The following is a 25,713-nucleotide window of genomic DNA, read 5'->3' as shown; positions in this document are numbered from 1 at the left end:
CAACACATCCGGGAACTGGAACAACATGGTCGCGCCGCGATAGGCCGCCAGCGGGCCGCGTTCGCCCGACAACTGGACGCGGAAACGTGTGCGGCACCGCCCGTGCGCGCGCGTGCTGGCCGTAGCGAGGTCCGCGTTGCTGCAGGTAGCGCCTAGCAGACCACCCTACGGGGGCGCGGACGTTGGCCGGCGTGGTCTTGGACGATCAGGGCTCGCGCCAAGCGAGACGTACTAGCTGGATGAGCTGCTCGCGGCGGTCGATGCCGAGCTTGGCGAACATGCGATAAAGGTGACCCTCCACCGTCCGCACCGAGACAACCAGCCGATCGGCGATCTGACGGTTGGACAAACCTGCGGTAGCAAGCGTCGCGATCTCACGTTCACGCTCCGTGAGCGGCAGCGGTTGCGCCACGAAATGGACTGCGGGCGTTCGTATTCCGCCCTCGCCGGCGACCCAGCGAGCGCGGGTCAAAGACATTAGTTCCTTCTCCCGCTCGCCGATGCCCGCATGTTCGCGCGCCGCCTGCGCCGCCGCGTCGGCGGCGAGCGCGACCGCGCCCATGGCGGCAAACCGCTCGGCCGCGCCGTCGAGCAGATCGCCGTCGTGGTCGGCAAGGCCGCGAGCATGCTGCGCGACCGCCTCGGCCATGGGAGTGTTCAGCGTCGTGGCCAGCTCCGCCAGCCTTTCGGCCTGCGAGCGGTCATCGAACCGGGCGGCGGTGTGCAGGGCGCGCATCTCGACGGCGTCCATCCCGGATTGTCGCGCGACCTGTGCGGCCCGTACCGCATGTGTCCGCGCGGCCGCCGTCTGGCCGGCGGCGGCCCGTTCCCAGGCCCGGGCCAGCTCGAGCTCCGGCAGGAACACCGCGATGTGCGGGCCGTACGCCTGCTCCGACCGGCGCAGCGCCGCGGCGGCGGCTTCGGCGTTTCCCCGCGCACCCTCGGCCTGGGCTGACAAGGCCGCCAACAGCATCAACCAGCCGGACGGAAATCCGGGCGCCATCGCCGAAATCGAATCCTGGAAGGCGGCACAGGCGGACGCCAGCGCGCCGCGCGCAAGCTGCACCAAGCCGAGCATCGCGAGCAGGAAGGTGTTTTCAGCGGGCCACACCTTGCTCGCCGGGGCATACCGTTGCCAAACCCGTTCGGCCGCCAGGTTGTCACCAGCCGCGGTCAGTCCCACCACCTGGGCCAGACCCATGGCGAACCGATACGGTCTCGGCTGATTGGACGCGACTGCCTGGCCCGTTTCGGCCAGGCGCTGGACTTCGCCGCATTGCCCGGCCAGCGCCAGTGCCCAGCACATCCACGTCGTCGCCCACGTCCTCGCCAACGGTTGCACACCGGGTGTACACAAGGTGAGCCCGAGTTTGAGTGCCGTTCGGATGTCACCGGAGAAGCACGCAAACGTGGCTTCCATCGCCGTGACCAGTGCAAGCAGCTCCTCAGAGCCGACACGCGCCCGCACATCATCCAGCGCCAGCCGGGCCGGCTCAACCAGCCGGCAACTGAAGAACAGGTTTGTGGCACGCAGACAGCCCCACCGCACGATCAGCGATTCATCGGCGCCATCGAGGTCGACGGCATTGAGCACCGCTTCGACCTCTCCCCCCCGTCCCTGCCAGCCGATCGCCTCGGCGAACACCACCGCCGCCCGCACGCCACCGCCGCGCTCAAGTGCGAATCGGGCCAAGTCCTCGCCGCAGGCCATGTCCGACATGCGCACCGCGCTCGCCGCTGCCTTGACGATCAAACCGAGGTCCGGCGACACGTCGCTTCGCGTCATGAACTGGGCCAGCTTTATCCGGGTGCGCACGTCAGCCAACCCCGACCGCTGCTCTTGGATCTGCATCTGCAACCGAAGTTGTTGCGCCAGTAGACTATTGAGTTGCCTCGAACGCACCACGCCGGCTCGCCGGAGTGCCGCCTTGCCCACGATCGGGTGAGACAGCCGCGCCACCGTGCTTGACCCGTCGGCAACCACCTGGATTACGCCGCGGCGCTCAAGGCTTCCCACCACGTCGGGATCGCACAGCCCGCGCAGAATCTCCCAGTCCAGCACCTCGGCGGCCGCCAAGATCTCTACCGTCTCCAACTCCTGCGGCGCCAAGGATTGCAGCCGAAACTCGAGCAGATCGTGAAGTTGGCGGTCGGCACACAGCGCCCCGCGAAGTTGCCAGCCCTCGTCCGTGCGCACCAACACGCCAGTTTCCCGCCCCGCGTCCAGCAAGCCGCGCAGCAGCAGCGGGTTGCCCGCGGTCTGGCCGTGCAGCTCGCCGATCAGCCGGCTATCGACGACCCCGCCGAGTATGGTGCGCGCGAACACAGCGGTCTGCTCGCGGGTAAACGCGTCAATGCGCAGGCTGAGCAGCATCCGCTCTTTCAGAAGCGTGGTTACCGCATCGGGCACCGGGTCGCCGGACCGGATCGTCACGATCAATCGTGCGCTGCCGCTGGCGGCAAGCTCGTATACCAGCGTCGAGGACAGCGGATCGAGTAGCTGCGCGTCGTCGACGACGACGACCAGGTTCTCGTCCTGCTCCAAGTTTCTTTGCGCGGCCGCGAGCATGGCCGCCGGTTCCTGTGCGTCGACGGTCACCGACCGATAGAACGCGCCCAGCGGGACCGTCGACCCGGTTCGAGTGCACAGCACGTACCGCACCACCGCCCCACGCGGCTCGAGTGCCTCGGCGACGGCGCGAGCGAGCGTCGATTTCCCAACGCCGCCACCGCCGATCAGCGCGACGCCCCGGAAGTCCGCACCATCCTCGAGTGCTGACAACGCGTGGCGTAACTCGTCATCGCGGGCGACTATTGGCCAACCGCTACATGTTCGCACTAGCCTTCGAACCTCCCCGGGGCTACATTTTGCTAGAAGCTACCCGGAGTCCGCGTGCGGTTTGCCCAGATTGTTAATTTTCCGAACAAAAATCTCGTCGAGCCTTCGTTCCACCGGGCGCAAACCCGACTAAATCATGCCATTTGTAGGGTTTTTCGGCATTCCTCAGACTCCCAGGTCATTGCGCTGAAGCAATTCATTCAGGCATCAGAACGAGCCCGGGAGATCACACTGCGGACCGGGCCGCGGCCGCCCTATCCGACACCGGGCTTGCTGTTTGGGTCGCATGCCAAGCGATGATTCGAGCAATGGCCAACGCCGCCTTATGGTTTGGGCCGATACACGGTTGGCGGATGCCGGTTGTCCAGTCCGCCGGTTAGCCGCCCCGGGCCGCGATCATCGCCGAGCGATTGACCTTGGTTGCCGCGGTGCGCGGAATCGCGTCGACGAATTCGACGGTCTTGGGCGCCTTATACGGTGCGAGTCGACTCTTGGCGTAGTCGATCACTTGCTGTTCGGTTAGCGGCGCTTGGCCATCGGTGTCGGCGAGTTGCACCACGGCATGCACCCTTCGGCCCCATTGCTGATCTGCGAGTCCGATCACCACCACGTCGGCGATGCCCGGGTGGCCGGCCAACGCGGATTCCACCTCCGCCGGGAAGACATTGGCGCCACCACTGATGATCATGTCGACGCGGCGGTCGACGATGTAGAGATAGCCGTCGGCGTCGAGATGGCCGATGTCGCCGGCGGAGCGGAACCCATCCTCGGTCGACGGCAGTGGCGGCGCCCCACCCAGATAGCGGTAGCCGGCACTCATCGGCGCACGCAGGTAAACATCGCCGTCCTCGCCGGGGCCAAGCGGTCGTTTCTCGGCATCCAGAATCCGGATCTCGGTGTCGCGGAAACCGCGGCCGACGCTGCCCGGATGCGTCAGCCACTCGTCGCCGCGCAACGCGGTCAGCCCGAGATTCTCGGTCATGCCGTAGGCGGTGAGGATCTGTTCGGGGCTCAGCAGCTCGAACCAGGTGTGCAGCAGCGCCGGCGGCATCACCGCCGCACCCTGCAGGATGAACACGATGCTGGACAGGTCGCGCTGCCGGACGTCGGGACGCGCGGCGATGCGTGCCAACATCGTCGGCGTGGCCGTGAAATTGGTGATCCGGTATTTCTCGATCACGTCCAAAACCAGTGCCGCGTCGAACTTTTCGAGTATCACGAGGTGGTCGCCGGCCAGCAGCATCAGGAAGGTGGCGAAGCCGTTGGTGTGATACATCGGAGCGGGGACCATGATCGTCTGCGGCTGGGGCACCGGCGTCCAGTTCGCCATGAACGGTTCGCCTTGCTGAGGGATCCAGAGCGAGGGTGCCAGGTTGAGGATCACCTTGGGCACGCCGGTCGACCCGCTGCTGCAGATTCCGTTTGCGGTCGGCGAAATCGCTACGGGTAAAGGGCTTTCCGACTCGTCGGCCGCCCGCGCCCCCAACTCCCAGCGGCTCTGTTCGTCGACAACCACGGCGGGGTCGATCACCGCGCGCACCCGGTCGCGCTCCCATTCGGGCAGATCCCAATGCATCGGAATGGGGACCGCGCCAATCTTCCAGCACCCCAACGTCGCCAGCACTAGGTGCTGTGAATTCGGGATCGCCAGTGCGACATAGGAACCCGTCTCGGCGCCACTAGCGGCCAGCGCGCGCCCCCACTGGTTGGCGCGGGCGTCGAGTTCACCGAAGGTCAGCGCCTGCGCGGTGCCGTCGAGGGCGACAACGGTCACCGCCGGGTCGTCCCGACGCTGTTCGGCGAGCTCGCGAAGTTTGGTCCCGAACGGAACGCCGCCCTCGAATGGGTTGGGCGCCGCGGCGGCGACGGGCTCGGTCGTGCTCACGCCGATACCGGGCTGCTGAACAGCGTCTCCAGCGAGCCGTCCGGCACGCCCGACACCAGGCGCAGCGCGAGTCCCTCGCTGCCCAGGGGCAACCGGATCAACGGCTGGGTGTGCCGGTCGAGGACGCTTACGTCGGACTCGTCGCAGAAGCCCAGCGCGCCGAGCAACTGGTGGGAGGTGCGCAGCACCTGCCGTGCCGTCTCGGCCGCCTTGAGCCGAAGCACGAGTGCGTCAGCCGAACGGACGCGCGGGGAGAGCGAGTCGGGTCGCACGATGGTGAACTTGGCGAGTTCGTGCAGGCCGCGCACAGCGACGGCGGCGTCGGCGATGGCGAACCTGACTGCCTGGAAGTCCGCCAGTGGCTTGCCGAACTGGATGCGGGCGCGCACATGGTCGCTGGCGATGCGCAGCGATTGTTGCACCGCTCCCAGAATCCGCCACGACCCCAGCACGAGATGAAGATTAACGTCGGCGGCCGGGATGGTTCTCTCGGGTGAGCCCAGCGTGGCCGGCACCAGGAAAGGACCCAGTTTGGCGTTGGTCCGCGATGCGGGCTGGGGGTGGTACCGGTTGCCGTCCAGATCTGCGGCGATCCACGGGCCCGGCAGATCGCCGTGATCGATGCGCGGCGCGTCGGGATTGACCAAGGCCAGTCGAGCGCCGTCGACGGCCAGCAGCTCCTCGACAAGCGGATAGGGCAGTGCCGTCGCCCCGGCGGCCTCGCACAGCACCGCGGCGGCCAGGGCGTCCTCCCCGGACGAACGGACGTCGAGCTCGAACGCACCGACTTCGGTCAGGGCCGCGCGCGCCGCGGTGCGGATGTCGTCGTCTGTCTCCGCGCGCAGCGCCGCCTGCGGGCCGCCCAGCCGGGCCAGCCGCTTGGCGGCGACGGCCGCAAAGTCGCTGATGTCTTGTGGCAGGTCGGTTTTCACCGGTGCTCTCCCCCCAATACGTCTCGCGCCACCAGCATGCGTTGCACCTCGATGGTGCCCGACGCCACGGTGGCCGCCTGTGCGTAGCGCCAATGGTCTTCTATCGCTCCGTGCAGCGCGGCCGCGCCGCCGCTATCCAGCGCGGTCGGCCCCAGCACGTCGAACAGCAACTCGGCGACCAGCTGGTCGCAGGTGGTGGTGATGATCCGGGCCGCGCTGGCCGCCGCGCCCGCGGCCGGGTCGTCCTGCAGCGAGACGGCGCGGTAGGCGAGCAGCCGCGCGACACGGAGATCGACGAGCGCGCGCACCCAGCGGGTGCGAATCGACTCCGGCAGCTCGTCCCATTTCTCGCCCAGTTGGATGCGCATCCGGTCGAGCAGCGATTCGCACCGCGCGTAGCGGGCAATCCCGACCCGTTCGAACGCCAATGCCTCACGCATCACCCGCCATCCGTCACCGGGTTCGCCGAGCACGTCGCCGGGATAGGCCGGCACGTCGTCCAAGAACATCTCGTTGAGGTGATGCGGTCCCAGCATCGAGGGGATGCCCCGGACGGTAAATCCGGGTCGATCCATGGGGATCAGAAAAAGCGTCAGCCGCTTGTGCTTTGGGGCTTCCGGATCGGTGCACGCCGCCAGCACGCACCAGGACGCCATCTGTGCGTATGACGTCCACACCTTCTGGCCGGTGATACGCCAGCCGTCCCCGTCGGGCACCGCGCGGGTCCGCAACGACACGAGATCGGTTCCGGCCTCCGGCTCGGAGAATCCCTGACACCAGATCACGTCCCCGGAGGCGATGGCCGAAAGGTGCTTGGCCTTCTGCTCGGCCGTCCCGTAGCGCATCAGAGCCGGACCGACCCAGTTGATTCCCATGTACTGCGGACCGCGCGGCTCGTGTTGTGCCCACATTTCCTCGCGCAGCACCGTCTGCTGCCACACCGAACCGCCGCCGCCGCCGTGCTCCTTCGGCCAGGCCAGCGCCAACAGCCCCTCGGACGCCAGCATCTTGCAGAACGTGTCGGTGGTCGCCAGGTCTCGCGGATCGTCGGTGCAGGCGCCCAGGAAGCCGGCGGGGATGTGGTTGGCGATCAACTCGCGCAAGTGGTTTCGCAGTTCGCCGGCATCGTCGCCGAGGTCGTAGTCCATCGTCATCCCTTCGGCAGTCCGAGCAGGCGCTCGGCGATGATGTTGCGTTGTACCTCCGACGTTCCGCCGTAGATGGTTGCGGCCAACGCGTCCTGACGTTCGAAGAGCAGATCCGGGTCGCACGCCGAGCGCGGTCCCGCGGCGGCGGCACTCAACTCCCAAACACGCTGCAACGTAACCGATCCGAGCAGCTTCATGGTGTCGGCCTCAGGGCTGGGTCGGCCCGCGAGTTCGTTGCCCAGCGCGCGATATCCGGTGGCGCGCAACGCTTCGGCATCGGCGATCAGGGAGCCGAGCTCGGTGTAGATGTCCGAGTCACTGTCCGCGGCGGCGCGAACCGCGTCGAGTCCGCGCTTGATCTCGACCCAGTTCATGATCCAGATCATCTGGCGTTCATGGTGCAACGACGACAACGCGACATTCCACCCGCCGTGCAGTGGTCCCAGCAGGTTTTCCACCGGCACCTCGACGTCTTCGAGGAACACCTCACAGAACGTCTCGTCGGAGATCGAGGCCATCCGGATGGGCTCGACCTTCACTCCGGGTGCGTGCATATCGAGGATGAGGCACGAGATGCCACGGTGTTTCGGAGCATCCGGGTCGGTGCGGGCATACAGGGTGCACCAGCGCGCCTCGTGGGCCTGGGTGGTCCAGATCTTGTGGCCGTTGACCCGAAATACCGGGTCATTGGGTCCATCCCGTTCGGCGCGCGTGCGCAGGCCGGCGAAGTCTGACCCGGCCTCGGGCTCGGACATGCCCAACGCCCACCATTCGTCGCCGCGCAGCAGGGGTACCAGCAGCCGCTCGATCTGGGCGGGGGTGCCGAACTGACGGATGCCCGGCGCGGCGACGCCGGGACCCTGAATGTTGGGCAGCTTGGGCGCGGATCGCAGCGCGGCCTCGATCCGTACCTCCATCGCGTCGCGCAGGGACAGCGACCGCCCGCCATGCTCGCGCGGCCAGGTCGGTTGGAGCCAGCCCGCCTCGAAGGCCGCCCGCTGGTGATCGCGGCGCAGGGGGATGTCCCAGCGGTACTGCCGATACTTGTCGTAATAGTCGTCGGGCAGGAAGTCCGCCAACCACGCGCGGTATTCCTCGACCAGCGCGCTCACGCGGCGCCCCCGCAGAACCGCCGGCCCACCTCGTGATACAGGCTGCGGCTGTCACCCAGCATCGCGGCGCCCTGCCAGGCGTGCCTGACGTAGAGGTGAGCGTCGTGCTCCCAGGTCTGCCCGAGGGCGCCGTGCACCTGGACCGCCGTGCGCGCGGCGTTGGCGGCCGCGTCGCCGGCCGCCGCCTTGGCCAGCGCCGCGGCGGTCCACACCTCGGCGGGGTCCGCGCTCGGATCGCCGAGCTGGGCCGCGGCCGCATAGGTGAGGCTGCGGGCGCGTTCCAGTCCGACGTAGTTGTCGGCCAGCGCGTGCTTGATGCCCTGGAATGCGCCGATCGGAGTGCCGAATTGGCGGCGCGTCTTCGCGTGCTCGACCGAGCGGTGCAGGGCAGCGCCGGCCACGCCGACCAGGTCGGCGGCGGCGGCCACCAGCGGTGCGCTCAGCGCGGATTCGACGCTGTGCACCGGGGCGACGGCCACTGGCTCAGTGTCGATGTCGACGTCGGCCAGCGGTTGTGCGGGGTCTGTGCACTCGACGCTGGCCATGTTCACCCCGTCACCGCAGCGGGCGACCGCGGCCACCAGCCCGTCACCAGCTCGCGCCAGCGTGACGATCAGCTCGGCGCGCGACACGTTGGGGACGGCCACCGCTCGTCCGCGCAGCCGTCCGTCGTGCAGCGTCATCGTCGGCCCGGGCAGCCGGTGACCGGGGGAGTGGACCGCCAGGGTGGCGACCGCTCCGCCGGCGATGTCGGTGAGCGCCGCGTCGAGCCCGGTGCCGCGCAACGCGCCCGCGGCCAGGCCGACGCTGCTGAGCAACGGGATCGGCGCCAGGGCCGCGCCGCATTCCTCGAGGACCACCGCCAGCTCGACGGGACCGTAGTCGCCGGCCCCTTCCGCTGAGGGCGCCGCCAGCTCCGTCCAGCCCAGGCCGACGACCGTCTTCCACAGGGTGCGCCAGCGCTCCGGATCGGTCAGCGCTTGGCGCGCTGCGTCGGCCGGGCATTCGGTGCGTAGGATGTCGCGCACGGTCGCGCGCAGCGACAGCTGCTCAGCGTTCAGTCCGACATCCATAAGACCCCTAACATAATAAAGATAGTAAACTAGACCACCTGTTGCAATCGCACGAGAACCTAGGTGGGCGCATGGTCGAGTGGTTTCTGTTCCTGCCGCAGGTGCGGTTGTCGGTCGCCGACATCGCGGAGCGGGCGCGCCATGCCGAGGACAGTGGCTTCGACGGAATCGCCTTCATCGATCACCTCGAGGCACCCGGGCTGCCCGGCGAAAGTATTTGGGAGGCAATGGGCATTGCGACCTGGGTGGCCGCCAAGACACAGCGGCTGCGGATCGGCCACCTTGTCCTGTGCGACGCCTTTCGGCATCCCGCCGTGTTGGCCAAACAAGCCGTCACCCTCTCGGACGCGTCGGATGGCCGATTCGAGCTCGGCCTCGGTTCGGGTTCCTGGCCGGCCGAGTTCACCAGATTCGATGTCGGTCAGCAGGATCCGGTGGCCAGGGTCGAGCAGCTGGGCCGCCATCTGGGCTTGATCCGGCGGTACTGGGGGGACAGCGATGACGGTGGCGGCGCGAGCGCAGCCCAACTACCGAAACGGACGCATCCGATACCGCTGGTGCTGGGTGGCAGCGGGCCGCGCATGATGGAACTCGTTCGTAGCCATGCGGATTGGTGGAATCTGCAGGCGAATCACCTGGACCGGTTGCCCAAGCTGGCAGCGGCGGCGGGAACCGCACGGGTGTCGATTCAGCAGATGGTGGGCTTCGCCAGATCCGGCAGCGACCCGAACAAGGTCCGCGAGGTCAGCACCCGACGGTTCGGCAACCTCGGCCCCGGGCTGGTGTGCGGCGATGCCGACGAGTTGGTCGAACACTTCCGCGGCCTGGCCGCGCAGCGGGTGGAACGCTGCTACGTGTGGTTCGCCGACTTCGCCGCCCCGGAATCGCTCGCCGAATTCGGGGAGTCGGTGATCAAGGCGTTCCCCTGAGCGGCGCGGCGGCGGCGCGCCTCGGTGGGCACCACCGGCGGTCGCGCGTACGGACCGCGCTGCACCGCACTGAGCCGGATCTCTGGTAGGTCCACCGACGGGTCGACGGTGTCGAGCCACGCGACCGCCTCGGCGACGTCGGACACCTGGATGGCGTACATCTCGAAGGGGACGTCGGCCAGCATCTCGGTCTCCACCGGTCCCGGCGTCACGATGTGCACCGCGATTCCATCGCGGTCGACTTCGAGCGCCAGGGCGCGGGCGAACGCGTTCATGCCGGCCTTGGACGCCGAGTAGGCGGTCCGGGCCATCATCGGTTCGTGTGCCGCCGACGACGAGATGAACACCAGTCGTGAGCCGGCGCGCATCCTGGGTAGCACGGCCGAGGTCACCACGAAACACGAATCCAGGTTGGCCGACATGATCGCCCGCCATTGCTCGAATGTTTGCTTGCGCGCGTAGGTTCCGCCGAGCGTGCCCGCCGCGTGGACCACCAGGTCGATCCGCTCCAGTTCGCTTGTCGCAGCGGCGAATCCGACCGGGTCGGAGGCATCGGCGACGACATAACGCGCACCGATCTCCTCGGCGGCGGCCCGCAACGGGCCTTCGCGGCGCGCCGTGAGCACGACGTCGTAGCCCAGCTCGGCCAGCTTGCGGCCGCATCCCTTTCCGATCCCGCCGCTGCCGCCGGTGACCAACGCAGTTCGCATAGCAGTCTCAGGGGTGGCGGATATCTTGCGGGCGCGATCCGGGCCGGGACAACGCCTGCGGCGAAAGCGCATAGATCCGTTGGTCGGGCCGGCCGTTCAGCACATAGGTCTGGGTGTCGGCGAGATGGCGGCCGGCGATGCGGCGGGCCCGGTCGACGTCGCCCTCGGCGATGGTTTCGGCCAGCTTGATGTGCGTGTTGAGCGCGGCGCGGCGCTGGGCCAGCGAGGGGTAGGTGCCGCGCGCCGCGCTCTCGTCGGCCCACTGCCGCTCGTGGCTGGTCCACAGCGTCTCCAGGCTGCCGACGACCGCGATGATCGTGTGGTTGCCGCAACCCTGGACGACGAGATTGTGGAATTCACGGCCGATTTCGGTGAATCGCCGTCCGTCCTCGAGGTGCTCGGCCATGGCGTCGTTGACCTTCTTGAGCTCGGGCACCAACGTGTCCGCGCGGTCCGGCCGCCGCGCCGCCAGCGCCGCGCAGGCCGGCTCGAGCTCCTGCAAGGCGAAGCCCAGGTCGGCGACCTCGACCGCCTCGCTCTGCAACAGCAGACCAAGCATGTAGGCGGTGCTGGTCTTGGCCGGCGCGTGCACGACGGCGCCGCCCCGATTGCCGCGCCGAACCGAAACCAGGCCCTCGGTCTCCAAGATCCGCAGCGCCTCGCGCAGCGAGACCAGGCTCACGTTGAACTGCTCGACCAGCACCTCCTGGCGCGGCAACAGGTCTCCGTCGGCTAGCTCGCCGTCGATGATCTGACGTCGCAGCTCGTCGGCTACGATTTCGGCGATCCTCGGCGCCGACAACCGCCGACGGGCGTCCGGGCCAATACCCACGGTCATCCGGTCCTCGCAACAAGCAGCAGGATGAGCGCGCAGCACAGCGCACTCGACTGGTTTTGCTATTTTAGCAGTAATGGCATAAATAGCCGCTCTGTCGAAACGGCCCCCGAACTATGCTCTTGCAACGTGAGGCAGACGTGAGTACATCGTGAGCCCGGCGCCCGACAGCCACCCGACACCGCTGCACGAGTTGCGGGTCGTCGAGATCAGTGACCGGATAGCCGGCAGCTACTGCGGGAAGTTGTTGCTCGACGCCGGGGCGGATGTCTGCAAAGTCGAACCACCGCAAGGGGATTGGCTGCGCCGGTACTCGGCCAGCTGTTCGCCGATGCCGCGGGGTGCCAACTCGCCATTTTTCAGTTATCTCAACGCGGGCAAGCGCAGCATGACATTTCCGTCCGATGATTCGGCGCGATTGCGTGACCTGCTGGCCGGAGCCGATGTCGTGGTCGTCACCGCGGGCCGCGCGCGGGCGGCGGCGCTGGGCGTCGATCCGCAGCGGCTGCTGGCAGATTCACCGCAGGCGGTCGTGGTGACCATCTCCGACTTCGGCTGGAGCGGGCCGTACGCCGACCGCGCCGCCAGCGAATTCACGCTGCAGGCCTGGGCGGGCTCGCCCGGGTTTCGTGGCGACCCCGCCGGCCCGCCCATCGCGATCGGTGGCGATTTGGGGGAGTACATGGGTGGCGTGTTCGCCGCGTTCGGTGCGCTGGCCGTGCGCCGCCGCGTCGAGCACGGCGGACCGGGTGAGCATCTGGATCTGTCCATGCTCGAAGCGATCACCGCGATGCAAAGCAGCGAATGGCTGCACTCGCAGCTGCTGCGGGTGCCGCCGATTCGCCGCACCCTGGAAGTGCCCTCGATCGAACCCGCCAAGGACGGCTTCGTCGGGATCACCATGGTCACCGGTCAGCAGTGGCTCGACTTCGTGGCGATGGTCGAGTGCCCGCAGCTCGAGGAGATCGAGCAGCTGAAATTTCAGATCGGCCGATGGGACTACCGCGACCTTATCCGCGAACACATCGGTCCCTGGATGGCCGAGCGAACGGTGGCGGAGATCGTCGAGCTCGGTCAGCTGTTCCGGTTGCCGATCGCGGCGCTGGGCAACGGAGCCACGATCCGCGACATCGAATACAGCACCGAACGCGGGGTATTCGTCCGCAACCCCGACGGTTTTCATCAGCCCCGCCCGCCCTGGCTGATGTCGCACTGCGCGCCCGCGCCGGTGCGGCCCACCGCGGCCCTGGGCAGCTCCGACGACGAATCACCCTGGCACAAAAGAAAATCCGAAGGTGCTACGGACGACAACCGTCCGCCGCTCGAGGGCGTTCGTGTCGTGGATCTGACCGCGTTCTGGGCCGGCCCCGCCGCCACCCACCTGTTGGCCGCGTTCGGTGCCGACGTTGTCAAGGTGGAATCCATCCAGCGGCCCGACGGCATTCGTTACTCGGGCGGCATGCGCAAGGATGTCGACGACTGGTGGGAGTACGGCTGGGTGTTTCACGCGATGAACACCAACAAGCGTTCGGTCACACTTGATTTGGGCTCTAGCGACGGCCGCGACCTTTTCCTGCAGCTGGTGGCTGGCGCCGACGTGGTGATAGAGAACTTCTCACCACGGGTGATGGACCACTTCGGGCTCACCGCCGACGTGCTGCTCGCGGTCAACCCCAAGCTGGTGGTCGCGCGGATGCCGGCGTTCGGGCTCGATGGCCCCTGGCGCGAGCGTGTGGGATTTGCCCCCACCATGGAACAGATCGCGGGCCTGGCCTGGGTGACCGGGTTGCCCGACGATCCGCCGGTGACGCCGCGCGGAGCCTGTGATCCGCTGGCCGGTGTCCATGCGGCGTTCGCGGTGCTGGCCGCGCTGAGCTTCGCCGAGCGCACGGGCGTGGGCCAGCAGGTCGAGCTGCCGATGATCGAAACGGTGTTGAACGTCACCGCAATTCAGCCGATCGAAGCCGAGGTCCTTGGAGTCACGCTGAGCCGGCGGGGCAATCGCGGTCACGGCCACATCATTCAGAACCTTTACCGGTGCGCCGGTTCGGGCGACGAGTGGATCGCGGTGACGGTGCGCACCGACCAGCAGTGGGACGCGCTGGTCGAGCTGTTGGGCCGGCCGGCGTGGTGCGAGGGCGTGACGGACCTGCGCGACGCGGCCGCGCGGGACGACCGGGCCGACGAGATCGATCGGCGGTTGCGGGACTGGTTTGCCGCGCAGTCCAGGGATTCGGCGGTGGAGCGGTTGGCCGGTGCGGGCATTCCGGCGGCGCCGGTGGTTTCGCCGTCGCTGGTGACCGAGAATCCGCAGCTGCGCGATCGCGGGTTCTTCGAGGAACTCGAGCACTGCAGAACCGGTGCCGGCCTGTATCCCTGCCCGCCATTCGCCCAGCTGGCCGGCCAGCGTCGCTGGCTGCACCGGCCGCCGCCGACCCTCGGCGAGCACAATGAAGAGGTGCTGCGCGATCGGTGCGGGCTGACAGACGAACAACTGGCCCGCCTCGCGGCCAGCGGGGTCATCGGGACCCGACCCAAAGGCGCCTAGAGAAGGAGCAGCTGATGCGTGTGACCGTCGACGAAAACTTGTGTGAGGCCAACGGCTTCTGCGAATCGATCGCGCAGGACATCTTCGAACTCGGCGATGCCGACGTCGTGCAGATCGCCGAGGGCGAGGTACCCCCCGACCGCGAGATCGACGTTCGTGCCGCGGTGGATCAGTGCCCCAAGGCCGCGCTGCGACTGGTCGACTGAGGCGATCAGGCGCGCCGTTCCGTCAGCGATATCGCCATCTCGTCATAGATCGACATGTTGGTGGTCAGGTTCGGATACGACACCTTGGCCGGGCCGACGCGCAGGTCGTCGCACCGCAACAACAGTTCGTCGAACGCCGCGCGCAGTTCGGCACGCGCCAGCATCGCGCCTAAGCAGTGGTGTGGGCCCCCGCCGCCGAAGGCCACGTGCGGGTTGGGGTGCCGCCCGATGTCGAAGGTGAAAGGCGACTCGAAGACCTCCTCGTCCCGGTTGGCCGAACGCAGCATCGACACCACCCGATCGCCTTGCGGTATGTGCTGGCCATCGATCTCGACGTCGACCTTGGCGGTGCGCGTCCAGTACGCCACCGGGGACGCCCAGCGCAGCACCTCCTCGACGGCGCTGGCGCGCAGCGCTTCCTCGGCTCGATACCGTTCGATCTGCCCCGGATTCGCAGCGAACGCCTGCAGCCCGATGGCCAACGCGTTCTTGGTCGTATCGCTGCCGGCGAAGGTGAGCACGAAGAAGAAGAACTCGAGTTCGTTTGCGGGCAGGCTGAATTCCTCACCGTCGTCGCCCGTGATGACCGCGGTCGCCAACGTGCTCCAGATGTCGTCGGCGGGGTTGCGCCGCTTTTCCGCGGTGAGCTCCATCGCGTACCCGAAGATGGTGGAGTAAAGCTCGACATAGTCCTGCTGGCGCAGCCGCACCCCGGGCGAATTGGCCTTCAGAATGCGGTCGAGGGAATCGAAGATTCGCGGCCGGTCTTCGTCCGGTATGCCGATGATGTCGCCGATGACCGTCATGGGCAGCGCGTCGGCGACGTCCGCGATCCAGTCCCCACCGCCCTTGCTCAACAGGTCGTCGATCATTCGCGCCGCCCGCGCCCGGATGCCGGCCTCGAGTTTGGCGATCGCGCGCGGGTTGAACGCGCTGGAAATGAGCTTGCGGCGCTTGTTGAGTCCCGGTGGGTCCATGTTGATGATCGTCGGATACGACGAGAACATCCCGACCGGTTGGATGAGCGGGCCATCCACCGCGGTGAAGGAATCAACGTCGCGGTGCAGGCGAACGGCATGCCGGTGCTTGGTGGTCACCCAGAAGTCACGCTGCAGCGTTCCGGAAAAGAGCTGCTGGACGCCGGCGGTCAGCTCATGGCGGAAAAGTGGCCTGGTGCGCCGCAACTCGCCGAACAGCTCGTCGGGAAAACCATTGCGCCACAACGAAGAATCGGAGAGATCCACCGCGACTGCCGTCATTGCAACTCCACTCTGCCCGGACGTCACTCACCGGCCGGTCGGCGGCGCGTTGACGTTCAATGCTTAAGATAGTAAAAATAGACCTAGCCGTCGAACTGCGGCGTGTTGAAGGGCGGCCCAGTTGTGCTCGGCCGCGTGGGAATCGGAGTGCTTCGTGACAGATACGGTTTCGGACTCGGCTTCGAATTCGAGCGTGGATCCATCGGACCAGGAGTTCGGATCGGGCATCGCGCTGTCGAAGTACCGGTTCCCGACGGGATGGTTCATCGTCGCCTTCGCCTCCGACCTGGCCCCCGGTGACGTGAAGCGCGCCCACTACTTCGGCGAGGAACTGGTGATATTCCGCACCAAATCCGGCCAGGTGCACGTGATGGACGCCTACTGCCAGCACTTGGGCGCCAACATGGGCGTCGGCGGCGAAGTGGAAGGCGAGAACATCGTCTGCCCCTGGCATGGCTGGCGGTGGCGCGGTGACGGCACCAACGCCGAGATTCCCTACAGCAAGATCAAATGCAAGACCAACGTGCGCATCCGCACCTACCCGACCGCGGAGTGGTACGGCTTCATCGTGGTGTGGCATGAGCGGCACGGGCGGGCGCCGTATTGGCAGCCGCCGGTGCTGCCCGAGCTGGAAACCAACGAGTACTACCCGCTGCACCCGCACAGCCGGATGCTCAACCGGGTCAAGGTGCACGCGCAGATGATCATCGAGAACGCCGCCGACCCGTACCACGTCCAGTACGTGCACAAGGCCGCCAACCCCGCCAACACCACGTCATTCGAGGTGTCCGGCTACCACCTGCACGCCACGGTCAGCGCGCATTTCGGCGGTGGGCGCGGGTCGACGTGGTTGACCCCGAACGGACCCGTTGACGCCAAGATCATCTACGACAACTACTCACTGGGGCTGGGCATCGTCCGTTTCCCCGCAGACTTGGTGGCCACCATCGAGGTCACCGGGCAAACGCCGGTCGACGAGGACTACACCGACTACTTCTACACCCAGGCGTCGGTCCGTGAGCCTGGCGATGACGGCGACGTGCCCACCGGCCGCGCCGCCAAATTCCTGGCGCTGCAGCAAGAGGTCATCAAACAGGACTTCTTCACCTGGGAGAACATGAAATACCTGGAGAAGCCGAACCTGGCGCCCGAAGAGGCACGCGATTACGCCGCCCTGCGCCGATGGGCTCACCGCTTCTACCCGGGAAGCGAGCCGTCGGCCACCGACTTCGGCTACACCGCCGAGGGTGAGCCGGATCCGGCCGCTGCGGGCGCCTGACTAAATCCGCCGACGCCTGATGTGCGCTGACCGGAGCGGACCCCTCGGCCCGTCCGATTTCGACGTCGACCGTTTCACCGTGCCCGCCGTGCTGGATCGCCGGGCCGAGCAGTACCCCGACCGGGTGATGATGGCGATCGCCGGTGTCGAGGTGACCTTCGAACAGATGCGCCAGCGATCCCGCGCGGCCGCGAACCTCTTGGCCGACTTGGGTATTGGGCGCGGTGACTGTGTGGCGCTGTTCAGCGCCACCTGCCCGGAATGGGTGTACTTCTGGCTGGGCGCGGCGCGCATCGGCGCGGTGAGCGCGGCGGTGAACGCGGCGAACAAGGGCGACTTCCTGCTGCACACGCTGCGGTTGTCGCGGGCCAAGGTGGTCTTCACCGACGCCGAGCGGCGGCCACGCGTCGATGACATTGCCGGCCAGCTGGAAACCGTGACCGATGTTGTGGTGCAAGGTGATTCGCTCACCGAGGCGCTGATGCGCCCGGCTGGCCCGGCCGACTCCGCCGACGGTCCCGTGGCTCCCGAGGAGGTGGGATGCCTGTTCTTCACGTCGGGCACCACCGGACCGTCGAAGGCGGTGGCCACCAGCTGGCACTACCTGTTCTCGGTCGCCGCGACGGTCGCCTCGGCCTGGCAGTTCGGCCCAGGCGAAGTGTTGTGGACCGCGATGCCGCTGTTCCATCTCAGCGCGGCGCCGAGCGTGCTGGCCCCGATGCTGGTCGGCGGCACGACCGCGCTCGCCGGCGCGTTTCATCCCGGCGAGGTGTGGGACGACGTGCGGGCCCGCGGCGCCATCGGCTTCGCGGGCGCCGGCGCGATGGTGTCGATGTTGCAGAACCTGCCCCCGGATCCGCGCGACGCCCAGCTGCCGTTGCGCTTCATCTCCGCGGCGCCCATCGAGGCGAACGCCTATCGCGAGATCGAAAAGCGTTACGGCTGCAAGATTGTCACCATGTACGGGATGACGGAGGCCTTTCCGATCGCCGTCAAAGGGGTGGCAGACGAGGGCGTGCCCGGAACGTCCGGCCGGCCCAACCCGAATTTCGATGTGCGCATCGTCGACGCCGAGGGCAATCCGTTGCCGCCAGGAGCCGTCGGCGAGATCGCCTGCCGGCCCAGATACCCGCACGCGATGAGTGAGGGCTATGTGGGTCAGGATGCACGGGTGCAGCCGCACCAGGAGTGGTTTCGCACCGGGGACTTGGGCAGGCTCGACGGCGACCACAACTTGACCTACGTCGATCGGATCAAGGACGCGCTGCGCCGGCGCGGCGAAAACGTGTCGTCGGTGGAAGTGGAGACGGTGGTAATGCGCCACCCCGCGGTGCAGGAGGCCGCGGCCGTCGGTGTGCCCAGCGAGCTGGGTGAGGACGACATCTTGCTGCTCGTCACGCTGCGTGCCGGGGCCACGCTGGATTACGCGGAGCTGCTCGACTTCTGCGCCGCCCGCATGCCGTACTTTTGCGTGCCCCGGTTCGTCGAGATCCTCGACGAACTGCCGAAGAACGTGATCGGGCGGATCCGCAAAGACCTCTTGCGCTCGCGCGGCCTGAGTCCGACGGCGTGGGATCGCGAACGACATGGCTACATCGTTCGCCGCTAAGTTACGCCGATGTTACGTAGGAGTCGTTAAGTTAAGTTATTGTTACGTAAAGCGTCCGCTCATCCCCTTGTCCTCGCGTTTTCCCCGTCCTTGTCCAGAGAGGCTGAAGTGCACACATGACCAACTTGAGCTATCAGGAGCAACAGATGCTCGCCGCCGCGACGGGCCGGGACGCGATCCTGAATCTGAACGCTCGGCACAACCGCGCCTACTCCGACGGCGACCGCGATGCCTGGATCGCCACATTCCGCCACTCCGGGGCCACCTTCATCCGCGACCACGACGTGTTCACCGACCTGCGGGTGGCGTTCGACGGCGGCGACAACCAGCGTCTGGTCTGCGTCGACCACGAGATTGAGGTCGACGGCGTGCACGCCCGGCAGCGCTGTGTCGCCGTGCTGTATGCCTCGATGTTCGGTGACGTCGCACTGCGGGCCACCGGGACGTTCCGCGACGAGCTGATTTACGAGCGCGGCGGCTGGTATTACACGTCTCGCGAACTCGCGTGGGATGCCATGCCCAGCCGGCACCCGCTCGTCATGTAGGCGGTAGCGATACGTGGAGCAGGACCTGAGCTACGAGTTGGCTTTCGGTACCTACGAAGATGCGCTGCGGATGGTTGGCGCGACAAGCGAACCGCGAACCGCGCCGGCGGCCGTCAGTCGCGCGCGCATCCAGTTGTTCGCCGCGATGGTCCACGACGGCAATCGTTCGTACTGGGACGCCGAATACGCCCGGCAGCGATGGGGTGGCCTGCTGGCCCCGCCGGCTCTGTTGATGGGATGGCTGATACCTCCGCCCTGGCAGCCGCCGCACCAGGCCAGCGCGCGGCCCGCGGGCCTGGTATTGCGAATACCGTTGCCCGGCACCACATTCATCAACGCGGCCAACGATGTCGAGTTTCTCGAACCGATCGTCGAGGGCGATCTACTTACCGTGGTCGAGGAACTGGTGTCGGTGTCGCCCGAGAAGACGACCCGCCTGGGTGTCGGTCACTTCGTGCAGACGCTGGAGACCTTTCGCCGCCAGGACGGCACGGTGGTCGCCCGGAATCGAAACACGTTGTTCCGCTTCACTCCTGCGACAGCGTTATGACCGGTGCGGATGTGGACTGGAACGAAATCGAGGTTCCGGTCGAGCTGCCGGAAGTCGTCGACGAGATCACCTACCAACGTGTCGTGGAGAACGCCGGAGCAACGTGGGACTATTTTCCCGGCCATTTCGACCCGGTCTATGCCCAAAGTCAGGGCAACCCAACGATTTACGTCAACACCATGCACCTTGCGGGATTCGCCGACCGCGTGGCGACCGAGTGGGCCGGCCCGGGCAGTCGCGTGGTGCGCCGTTCGCTGCGACTGGCCGGCTCGGTCTATGCCGGCGACACCATGGTCGGCCGGGGGCGGGCGGTGGCCAAGCGGTGTGACACCTCGGTCGAACCGCCGGGCTACCTCGTCGACCTTCAGATCGAAGTGACCAACCAGCACGGCCAGCTATGCTGCCCGGTCGAGCTCACGCTGCAGCTGCCGGGTTAATCCGTCTTCTGCCAGGTCTGGCAGCTGTGCGTCAGAAACGCTGTGTCACCGGGCAGGACCTTTACCGACTGGGGGCCGGTGCTGATGTCGTTGGTAATGATGTCGGTCGAATTGAGGCTGTGCAGCCTCGCCCAGTAGCAATCGGATTCTCCGCCGGGCCTGGGGCCGGCGGAGTGATAGGTGCCGGGCAGGATATCGATGCCGACCCGATACGTGCCATCGGTTTCCATGATGGTTTTGGGGACATTCGGTGGCGGTGGGCCGGTCACCGTCACCGTTTTCGTGACTTCGAGCGTGGACGTCACGGTGACCGCCGCCTTGTTGCCTGAGCCGCCGCAACCGGTGAGCACTATGGCCGCTGCGGCGACGGCGGCCTTCTTCCACTGCATTGAAGGAGGATATCTAGAGCGGTGGCAGCTTCCCGGCGCACACCACCGACTGCAGCTCGACATACTCGTCGAGACCCTCGGGCCCGAACTCGCGTCCGATGCCCGATTGCTTGAAGCCGCCGAACGGACTGCTGATGTCGAGCATGTACATGTTGATGCCGTAGGTTCCGGTGCGTACACCGGCGGCGATCTCGAGACCGCGGGCCGTGTCGGCCGTCCAGACCGAACCGGCCAGGCCGTAGTCGCTGTCGTTGGCGATCGCCACCGCGTCGTCCTCGTCGGTGTAGCGCAGCACGGTCAACACCGGGCCGAAGATTTCCTCGCGCGCGATCCGCATGTCATTGGTGGCGTCGGCGAACAGCGTCGGGCGCACATACCACCCACGTTCGGCCGGACTGTCCGGACCACCGAGCACGACGTGGGCGCCTTCCTGCTGGCCCGAACGGATGAAGTCCTGGACCCGACGTTGTTGCCGTTGCGCGACAAGGGGTCCGATGTCGGTTGCCTCGTCGTCGGGGTCGCCGACGCGCAAGCCCGCCATCATCTCGGCCAGCGCGTCGACGAGCTCGTCGTGGCGGCGTTCGCTGACCAGGATGCGGGTCTGCGCGACGCAGGCCTGGCCGTTGTTCATCAGGCTGGCCATCTTCAACCCGGCCACGGTCTTGCCGATGTCGGCATCGTCGAGAATGATCGCCGCCGACTTGCCGCCTAGCTCCAGGCTCACCCGCTTGAGTTGCTCTCCGCACAGGGCGGCGATGCGGCGCCCGGCCGCACTGGATCCGGTGAAGGCGATCTTGTCCACATCGCGATGGCGCACCAGCGCCTCGCCGACGTCCGGCCCGCCGGGCAGCACCGACACCACCCCGTCGGGCAGGCCGACCTGCTCGATCATCTCGGCCAACCACAAAGCGTCCAGCGGTGTTTCGGGTGCCGGCTTGACGATGACGGGGCAACCGGCGATCAGTGCGGGAATCAGTTTGGGCATGATCAGGTTCTGCGGCACGTTCCACGGCACGATCGCGCCGACCACGCCCACCGGTGCCCGACGCAGGTGCGCCTGGCCGAGGACACCCTGGCGACGTTCCACCCACGGAAACTCGCGGGCGGCCGCCAGCGTCAGGTGCATCATCGAGGCCGCACCGGCCGCCTGACCCAGCCTGCTGAAGCTGCGCGGAGAACCCATTTCCGCGGTGATCAGGTCGGCCATTTCGTCGATGTGGCCGGCGTAGATCGCGGCCAGCTCCTCGATCTTGGCCATCCGCTCGTGGGGTTGCATCCGCGGCCACGGGCCGTGGTCGAAGGCCTGCCGCGCGGCGGCGACGGCCGCATCGACATCCTCGGGACCGGCCACCTGCGCGTGGCCGATGGGCTCTTCGGAGTGCGGGGAAATCACCTCGAGCCGTTGCGGGTTGGCCGGCTTGCGCCAATGACCTCCGATGAACAGTTCGTCATAGCGGCGGTGGCCGGGATTCGCTGTCATCGGGCGGGTACCTTCCGGGACCGTAACTTTACTATTGCTGCTAACATAGCAAAAAAGGACGCTGGACCATTGGCGAGCAGACGCAAAAGCCCCCGCACGCCCGGCGTGTCGGGGCTTTTTGCGTCTGCTCGCGCCAACAGACAAGGCCTGACATGAATTGGCGCGCTTACCCTTTCCAACTCGTGCCCGGCGATGCCCAGCTCGAGTTTCCCGCCGCCGAAGGCGAACACCCCGACCAGGAGTCCGACACCTGGTTTATCGCGGGGCAACTCGACGCGACCGCGGGCGGCCGCTCCTTTGCCTTCCTGACGATCTTCAACAAGAACCAGCCCGGCGGAACCGTCGTCGCCGACTTCTATACCTTGGCGCTCTTCGACCTGGACACCGGCGACTATGGCACCTATACCGACTACGACATGCCGCCGGCCAACATGAAGCCGGGTGCGCAGCGCAAGCTGACCATGGCCACCGGGTACCTGGACATCAGTTACCAAAGCGGCGCCGGTACCGCTTCCTGGGTCGCCTGCCGCGACGCCGACGGGGAACTGCGCCCCTACACCTACGCCGTCCACCTCGTCGGCGAGGACCATTCCGGTCGACTGATGCAACTGGATTTGGCCGTAACGCCAACGCGCGCACCGACACCGGTGGGCGCGTCGGCCTACAACGGCAAGATGGCGTGTTTCGGCCAGCCCGACACGTACTCCTACTTCCAGACCGGAATGGCGATGAGCGGAACCCTGCGCTGGGGTGACGTGGTCGAAGAGGTCAGCGGCAGCGCCGGACACATCGACCGGCAATGGTTTCCGAAATATGCCGGCGGCGGCGGAACCGGGGGAGACCCGCGGGCCCGCTCGCACGAATGGCGCACCATCAATTTCGACAACGGCATCGACATGAGCATCTGGCGTCAGTTCGACCGCACGAATGGCAATGCGCTGCAGCCGTTTACCGGTGTCACCGTGAGCTACCCGGACCCGGGCAGAGCGCCGGAGTGCGCCGAGGACGTCGAAGTCACGGTCAGCAGCTACGTGAAGTGGCCGAACTCAATCAGGCCCTTGGTGCGCCCACTCGCGATGGCCCGGTACATGCCCGACCGCCACCGGATCACCTGCGACACACTGCAATTGGACATCGTCGGGGAGCCGCTGGTGGCGGCTCCCGCGCACGGCCTGCCGATCGAATACATGGAAGGCCCCTATCGCTACCGTGGCACTCTGCGGGGCGAACCGGTGACCGCCTTCGCGTTCAACGAACGCTCGCTCGCGCTGTACCGGGATTGGGAGCTGGTCGAGGTGCTGGCCACGACCCTCGCCGATCCCGCAACCGTCCCACCGGCCGATCCGGATCTGCAGGCTGCGGCGGATCAGCTGGCGCCGCTGCTGGCTGCGGGCCGTCGCGCCGAGGCACGCGATTTGCTGACAAAGGTTCGGCCAGGCCAAAACGGCATGCTTGCAACGCTTCTCGATGATCTTATCGGGGTGTTGTCGCAAGACGAGGCAGAGCCTGCTCCCAGGTGATGTGGCGATGCTGAAGCCCCGGTTCGTTGCGCCCGAACACGAGTTGATCTCGGGCGCCCGACTCGAGGTTGGCCTGCAGCCCTGCGACTAGGCGGTAGTCCTCGTCGCGCACGGTGGCGTGGGCGTAGTCGAAGACGGCTTGCGCGCCCGCGGCAACGGAGTCGTCGGAGAGGTCCAGCGGTGTCGAGTTCTGGTGAACGGTAATGGATCGACCCGGTCGGTCTGCGGGGTAGATGCGGAACAGTTCGCCGTTGGCGATCGTCACCGAGAGCACGATGTTGGGGAACAGCGCGTAGATCACCACCATGTTGTGGAACGGATCCCACTGTTCTTCGGGAGTGTTCTCCAGCTCGAGGATCGTGTTGAGCGGAAAGATCAGCCGGTGGTGCGGGCCGTAGGCATCGAAGACCGTGCAATTGCTGCGGGCGATGGTGGCGAAGGTCTGCCGATGCACGGTGGCGAAATGGTAATTCTCCGCGAAGGTGTCGACGGCTAGCTTCCAGTTGATGGGGGAGTCGAGCACCTTCTCGCCCAGTGGTGACCATCGGCCGATGCCCCACGAGTCAAGCTCGTCGGCCAGCGGCCCCAGGTGGGCGGCGACGTCCAGGGTGGCGCCGGGATCCAGGGCCACCCAGAGGAACCCGGCGAACTCGCTGGCCGGCAGCTCGGTCAGACCGTCGGACTTGGGTGCCACGTCGGGGAAGCCCTCGCGGCCGGGCACGGAAACCAATCGTCCGGTGTTGTCGTAGGTCCAGGAGTGATAGGGGCAGGTGAACCGTTTCGCCGTGCCGCAGCCCGTCGCCACCTGTGACTGGCGGTGCAGGCAGACATTGTCGAATGCCTTGACCGAGCCGCTAGGGGTTCTGGTCATCAGGATCGATCGCCCCATGACCGTCTTGGTGCAGAACGCGCCGGGTTCGGGAAGTTCGGACACATAGCCGACCAATTGCGGGCTGGCCATCAGCATGGCCCGGTCACGATCGTGTCGCTCGACTGAGGTGTACTCGCGCGCGTCGACGGCGTGCTGCGCGGGTGCGAGGTCGGTGGTGTTGTCGCGGGCCAGTTTCAGCGCGCGCCGGGTCAGGTCGATGAGCTGCTCACGGTCCATCGCGTCCCCCTGCAGTCGAAATGCCTCTCAACCCTAACCCCCGACGCCGAACGTGACGGGAGGGCGCCAATGAGCCCAGATCTCGCCGTGAGTTCACGCTCGGCGGAGGGACTTTGCGCCACTGTGATGCACATGTGACTGATGAGATTGGTGTGTCGGATGGTGTCGGTGTCGTACCCTGTGGCAGTGCCAGTCACGCGGCGTGATGTGCTCAAATTCGCGGCCGCGACCCCAGCCCTGTTAGGTCTGGGTGTCGCGGCGGCATCGTTGCGCGCCGCGCCGGTATCGGCGGCCTCGCTGGGCACCCTGCTGGATTACGCGGCCGGGGTCATCCCTGCCCAGGAGATCAGGGCTGCGGGCGCCGTCGGGGCAATCCGCTACGTCTCCGATCGGCGGCCCGGCGGGAACTGGATGCTGGGCAAGCCGATCCAGATCACCGAGGCGCGCGACTTGACCAGCAACGGGCTCAAGATCGTGTCGAACTATCAATTCGGCAAGGGCAGCAGCTCGGACTGGCTGGGCGGCGCGGCCGCGGGATTGCAGCACGCCAAGCGCGGCGCGGAGTTGCATGCCGCGGCCGGGGGGCCGGCCGCGGCCCCGATCTACGTGTCAATCGACGACGACCCCTCCTATGAGCAATACAAAAACCAGATCGTCCCGTATCTGCGGTCCTGGGAGTCGGTGATCGGACATCAGCGCACGGGCGTTTACGCCAACTCGAAGACGATCGACTGGGCGCTGCACGACGGCCTGGGGTCCTATTTCTGGCAGCACAACTGGGGCTCGCCCAAAGGGTTCACCCATCCGGCCGCTCATCTGCATCAAGTCGAGATCGACAAGCGCAGCGTCGGCGGGATCGGTGTGGACATCAATGAAATCCTGCGCCCCCAATTTGGGCAGTGGGTCTAGAGCGCGGCACTCCAGCAAACACTTGTTCGCTCTTAATCCCGCGCGGCTGACGGCCGCCGCCGTCGAGTAGCGCCGGGAAGAGCCGCGTCGCGCGCCCGTCGGAGCACGAAATTTTTACATAACGATTTGATAACAAAACTGCTTTGATCTGCGCAGTTATGGCTACTCGACCGTAACCACTCACATGCAGGACGTTTGTTGGCGGGGCTGATGGCCGCGGCTGGGCCGGGTGTTATCCAGGACACGGTTACCCACGCGTAGAACTCACCAGTAACCACTCACCAGCCAAAAAGGGCCTTGATCCTTATGACACTCTTAGTGGAGCCGATGCAGTGCGCCGCGCCGCTCGACCCACGCGGCGGCCCGCCGACAACACACCGGTCAGGCGATTTTTCGGCTGCGATTCAACGC

Annotated in this window: 20 protein-coding genes and 3 pseudogenes; 10 read left to right on the top strand and 13 right to left on the bottom strand. The window is 66.8% G+C overall.

Annotated elements, in window-relative coordinates; translation table 11 throughout:
• Nucleotides 1–205 precede the first annotated feature (205 nt).
• The 7 genes and pseudogenes from G6N66_RS18610 to G6N66_RS18585 all read right to left on the bottom strand — a co-directional run bounded on the left by G6N66_RS18610 (nucleotide 206) and on the right by G6N66_RS18585 (nucleotide 8,989).
• Nucleotides 206–2,782 carry a LuxR C-terminal-related transcriptional regulator gene (locus G6N66_RS18610; protein ID WP_232079351.1) on the bottom strand — a complete coding sequence of 859 codons (2,577 nt, stop codon included), beginning with the start codon at nucleotides 2,780–2,782 and terminating at the stop codon, nucleotides 206–208.
• 433 nt (nucleotides 2,783–3,215) lie between these two features.
• Complete coding sequence (locus tag G6N66_RS18605; protein ID WP_085233137.1) at nucleotides 3,216–4,724, bottom strand: class I adenylate-forming enzyme family protein; 1,509 nt, start codon at nucleotides 4,722–4,724, stop codon at nucleotides 3,216–3,218.
• The gene (locus G6N66_RS18600; protein WP_085233136.1) at nucleotides 4,721–5,656 is read right to left on the bottom strand and encodes an acyl-CoA dehydrogenase family protein; all 936 of its coding nucleotides are present in this window, start codon (nucleotides 5,654–5,656) and stop codon (nucleotides 4,721–4,723) included. Before G6N66_RS18600 ends, G6N66_RS18605 begins: the two co-directional genes overlap by 4 nt.
• The gene (locus tag G6N66_RS18595; protein ID WP_085233135.1) at nucleotides 5,653–6,804 is read right to left on the bottom strand and encodes an acyl-CoA dehydrogenase family protein; all 1,152 of its coding nucleotides are present in this window, start codon (nucleotides 6,802–6,804) and stop codon (nucleotides 5,653–5,655) included. Before G6N66_RS18595 ends, G6N66_RS18600 begins: the two co-directional genes overlap by 4 nt.
• A 2-nt stretch (nucleotides 6,805–6,806) precedes the next feature.
• Nucleotides 6,807–7,223: pseudogene (locus G6N66_RS30585) on the bottom strand (acyl-CoA dehydrogenase family protein); the annotation flags it as partial.
• Nucleotides 7,224–7,283: 60 nt separating this feature from the next.
• Nucleotides 7,284–7,916, bottom strand: a pseudogene (locus G6N66_RS30580) (acyl-CoA dehydrogenase family protein); the annotation flags it as partial.
• Nucleotides 7,913–8,989, bottom strand: a complete 1,077-nt coding sequence (locus G6N66_RS18585; protein ID WP_085233133.1) for an acyl-CoA dehydrogenase family protein — start codon at nucleotides 8,987–8,989, stop codon at nucleotides 7,913–7,915. The pseudogene G6N66_RS30580 and the gene G6N66_RS18585, both read right to left, overlap by 4 nt.
• A gap of 71 nt (nucleotides 8,990–9,060) precedes the next feature.
• On the opposite strand from G6N66_RS18585, the gene G6N66_RS18580 reads away from it, so the two are divergent.
• A complete protein-coding gene (locus G6N66_RS18580) occupies nucleotides 9,061–9,918 on the top strand; it encodes an LLM class flavin-dependent oxidoreductase (protein ID WP_085233132.1) in 858 nt (285 codons plus the stop codon).
• An 8-nt stretch (nucleotides 9,919–9,926) separates the two neighbouring features.
• On the opposite strand, the pseudogene G6N66_RS18575 reads toward G6N66_RS18580, so the two are convergent.
• Both G6N66_RS18575 and G6N66_RS18570 read right to left on the bottom strand, forming a co-directional pair.
• Nucleotides 9,927–10,628 (bottom strand): annotated as a pseudogene (locus G6N66_RS18575) (SDR family oxidoreductase); the annotation flags it as partial.
• A 7-nt stretch (nucleotides 10,629–10,635) separates the two neighbouring features.
• Nucleotides 10,636–11,466 carry a FadR/GntR family transcriptional regulator gene (locus G6N66_RS18570; protein ID WP_085233131.1) on the bottom strand — a complete coding sequence of 277 codons (831 nt, stop codon included), beginning with the start codon at nucleotides 11,464–11,466 and terminating at the stop codon, nucleotides 10,636–10,638.
• A gap of 148 nt (nucleotides 11,467–11,614) precedes the next feature.
• On the opposite strand from G6N66_RS18570, the gene G6N66_RS18565 reads away from it, so the two are divergent.
• Together G6N66_RS18565 and G6N66_RS18560 are read left to right on the top strand one after the other, a co-directional pair.
• On the top strand, nucleotides 11,615–14,011 hold the full coding sequence (locus G6N66_RS18565; RefSeq protein ID WP_085233130.1) for a CaiB/BaiF CoA-transferase family protein: 2,397 nt from the start codon (nucleotides 11,615–11,617) through the stop codon (nucleotides 14,009–14,011).
• Nucleotides 14,012–14,025: 14 nt separating this feature from the next.
• Entirely contained in the window at nucleotides 14,026–14,217 is a 192-nt protein-coding gene (locus G6N66_RS18560) for a ferredoxin (RefSeq protein ID WP_085233129.1), read from the top strand.
• A 5-nt stretch (nucleotides 14,218–14,222) separates the two neighbouring features.
• Here the strand turns inward: G6N66_RS18560 and G6N66_RS18555 are convergent, their stop codons facing one another.
• On the bottom strand, nucleotides 14,223–15,476 hold the full coding sequence (locus G6N66_RS18555) for a cytochrome P450 (protein WP_085233128.1): 1,254 nt from the start codon (nucleotides 15,474–15,476) through the stop codon (nucleotides 14,223–14,225).
• A 154-nt stretch (nucleotides 15,477–15,630) separates the two neighbouring features.
• Between G6N66_RS18555 and G6N66_RS18550 the strand changes: the two genes are divergently transcribed.
• From G6N66_RS18550 to G6N66_RS18530, 5 genes are all read left to right on the top strand, one after another.
• Nucleotides 15,631–16,755, top strand: coding sequence for an aromatic ring-hydroxylating oxygenase subunit alpha (locus G6N66_RS18550; RefSeq protein ID WP_085233330.1), 1,125 nt, complete (start codon nucleotides 15,631–15,633; stop codon nucleotides 16,753–16,755).
• Nucleotides 16,756–16,774: 19 nt separating this feature from the next.
• On the top strand, nucleotides 16,775–18,364 hold the full coding sequence (locus G6N66_RS18545) for an AMP-binding protein (protein ID WP_085233127.1): 1,590 nt from the start codon (nucleotides 16,775–16,777) through the stop codon (nucleotides 18,362–18,364).
• A gap of 116 nt (nucleotides 18,365–18,480) precedes the next feature.
• Nucleotides 18,481–18,909: a nuclear transport factor 2 family protein gene (locus G6N66_RS18540; RefSeq protein ID WP_085233126.1), complete on the top strand. Its 429-nt coding sequence runs from the start codon at nucleotides 18,481–18,483 to the stop codon at nucleotides 18,907–18,909.
• A gap of 70 nt (nucleotides 18,910–18,979) precedes the next feature.
• Complete coding sequence (locus G6N66_RS18535) at nucleotides 18,980–19,459, top strand: FAS1-like dehydratase domain-containing protein (RefSeq protein WP_276012651.1); 480 nt, start codon at nucleotides 18,980–18,982, stop codon at nucleotides 19,457–19,459.
• Nucleotides 19,456–19,896: a MaoC family dehydratase gene (locus G6N66_RS18530; RefSeq protein WP_085233124.1), complete on the top strand. Its 441-nt coding sequence runs from the start codon at nucleotides 19,456–19,458 to the stop codon at nucleotides 19,894–19,896. The genes G6N66_RS18535 and G6N66_RS18530 overlap by 4 nt, the downstream gene beginning before the upstream one ends.
• Here the strand turns inward: G6N66_RS18530 and G6N66_RS18525 are convergent.
• Both G6N66_RS18525 and G6N66_RS18520 read right to left on the bottom strand, forming a co-directional pair.
• The gene (locus tag G6N66_RS18525) at nucleotides 19,893–20,285 is read right to left on the bottom strand and encodes a hypothetical protein (protein ID WP_085233123.1); all 393 of its coding nucleotides are present in this window, start codon (nucleotides 20,283–20,285) and stop codon (nucleotides 19,893–19,895) included. The two genes, G6N66_RS18530 and G6N66_RS18525, sit on opposite strands and share 4 nt — an antisense overlap.
• A gap of 13 nt (nucleotides 20,286–20,298) precedes the next feature.
• Nucleotides 20,299–21,765, bottom strand: a complete 1,467-nt coding sequence (locus tag G6N66_RS18520; protein ID WP_085233122.1) for an aldehyde dehydrogenase — start codon at nucleotides 21,763–21,765, stop codon at nucleotides 20,299–20,301.
• Nucleotides 21,766–21,917: 152 nt separating this feature from the next.
• Between G6N66_RS18520 and G6N66_RS18515 the strand changes: the two genes are divergently transcribed.
• Nucleotides 21,918–23,285, top strand: a complete 1,368-nt coding sequence (locus G6N66_RS18515) for a lipocalin-like domain-containing protein (protein ID WP_085233121.1) — start codon at nucleotides 21,918–21,920, stop codon at nucleotides 23,283–23,285.
• On the opposite strand, the gene G6N66_RS18510 is transcribed toward G6N66_RS18515, so the two are convergent.
• The gene (locus tag G6N66_RS18510) at nucleotides 23,239–24,393 is read right to left on the bottom strand and encodes an aromatic ring-hydroxylating oxygenase subunit alpha (RefSeq protein WP_085233120.1); all 1,155 of its coding nucleotides are present in this window, start codon (nucleotides 24,391–24,393) and stop codon (nucleotides 23,239–23,241) included. The two genes, G6N66_RS18515 and G6N66_RS18510, sit on opposite strands and share 47 nt — an antisense overlap.
• A 186-nt stretch (nucleotides 24,394–24,579) precedes the next feature.
• Between G6N66_RS18510 and G6N66_RS18505 the strand changes: the two genes are divergently transcribed.
• The gene (locus G6N66_RS18505; RefSeq protein ID WP_139825232.1) at nucleotides 24,580–25,302 is read left to right on the top strand and encodes a DUF1906 domain-containing protein; all 723 of its coding nucleotides are present in this window, start codon (nucleotides 24,580–24,582) and stop codon (nucleotides 25,300–25,302) included.
• Nucleotides 25,303–25,713 lie beyond the last annotated feature (411 nt).

Origin of the sequence: Mycobacterium conspicuum (assembly GCF_010730195.1) — a bacterium.
Lineage (GTDB): Bacteria > Actinomycetota > Actinomycetes > Mycobacteriales > Mycobacteriaceae > Mycobacterium > Mycobacterium conspicuum.
The sequence above is the reverse complement of the archived record's forward strand: the minus strand, read 5'-3'. Positions and strand labels throughout refer to the sequence as shown.

What these genes read in the sequence shown, in the direction of transcription:
- G6N66_RS18595 (WP_085233135.1), bottom strand. Translation starts at nt 6,804, where the DNA reads ATGGACTACGACCTCGGCGACGATGCCGGCGAACTGCGAAACCACTTG.
- G6N66_RS18585 (WP_085233133.1), bottom strand. Translation starts at nt 8,989, where the DNA reads ATGGATGTCGGACTGAACGCTGAGCAGCTGTCGCTGCGCGCGACCGTG.
- G6N66_RS18580 (WP_085233132.1), top strand. Translation starts at nt 9,061, where the DNA reads ATGGTCGAGTGGTTTCTGTTCCTGCCGCAGGTGCGGTTGTCGGTCGCC.
- G6N66_RS18570 (WP_085233131.1), bottom strand. Translation starts at nt 11,466, where the DNA reads ATGACCGTGGGTATTGGCCCGGACGCCCGTCGGCGGTTGTCGGCGCCG.
- G6N66_RS18560 (WP_085233129.1), top strand. Translation starts at nt 14,026, where the DNA reads ATGCGTGTGACCGTCGACGAAAACTTGTGTGAGGCCAACGGCTTCTGC.
- G6N66_RS18555 (WP_085233128.1), bottom strand. Translation starts at nt 15,476, where the DNA reads ATGACGGCAGTCGCGGTGGATCTCTCCGATTCTTCGTTGTGGCGCAAT.
- G6N66_RS18545 (WP_085233127.1), top strand. Translation starts at nt 16,775, where the DNA reads ATGTGCGCTGACCGGAGCGGACCCCTCGGCCCGTCCGATTTCGACGTC.
- G6N66_RS18540 (WP_085233126.1), top strand. Translation starts at nt 18,481, where the DNA reads ATGACCAACTTGAGCTATCAGGAGCAACAGATGCTCGCCGCCGCGACG.
- G6N66_RS18535 (WP_276012651.1), top strand. Translation starts at nt 18,980, where the DNA reads ATGGTTGGCGCGACAAGCGAACCGCGAACCGCGCCGGCGGCCGTCAGT.
- G6N66_RS18530 (WP_085233124.1), top strand. Translation starts at nt 19,456, where the DNA reads ATGACCGGTGCGGATGTGGACTGGAACGAAATCGAGGTTCCGGTCGAG.
- G6N66_RS18525 (WP_085233123.1), bottom strand. Translation starts at nt 20,285, where the DNA reads ATGCAGTGGAAGAAGGCCGCCGTCGCCGCAGCGGCCATAGTGCTCACC.
- G6N66_RS18520 (WP_085233122.1), bottom strand. Translation starts at nt 21,765, where the DNA reads ATGACAGCGAATCCCGGCCACCGCCGCTATGACGAACTGTTCATCGGA.
- G6N66_RS18515 (WP_085233121.1), top strand. Translation starts at nt 21,918, where the DNA reads ATGAATTGGCGCGCTTACCCTTTCCAACTCGTGCCCGGCGATGCCCAG.
- G6N66_RS18510 (WP_085233120.1), bottom strand. Translation starts at nt 24,393, where the DNA reads ATGGACCGTGAGCAGCTCATCGACCTGACCCGGCGCGCGCTGAAACTG.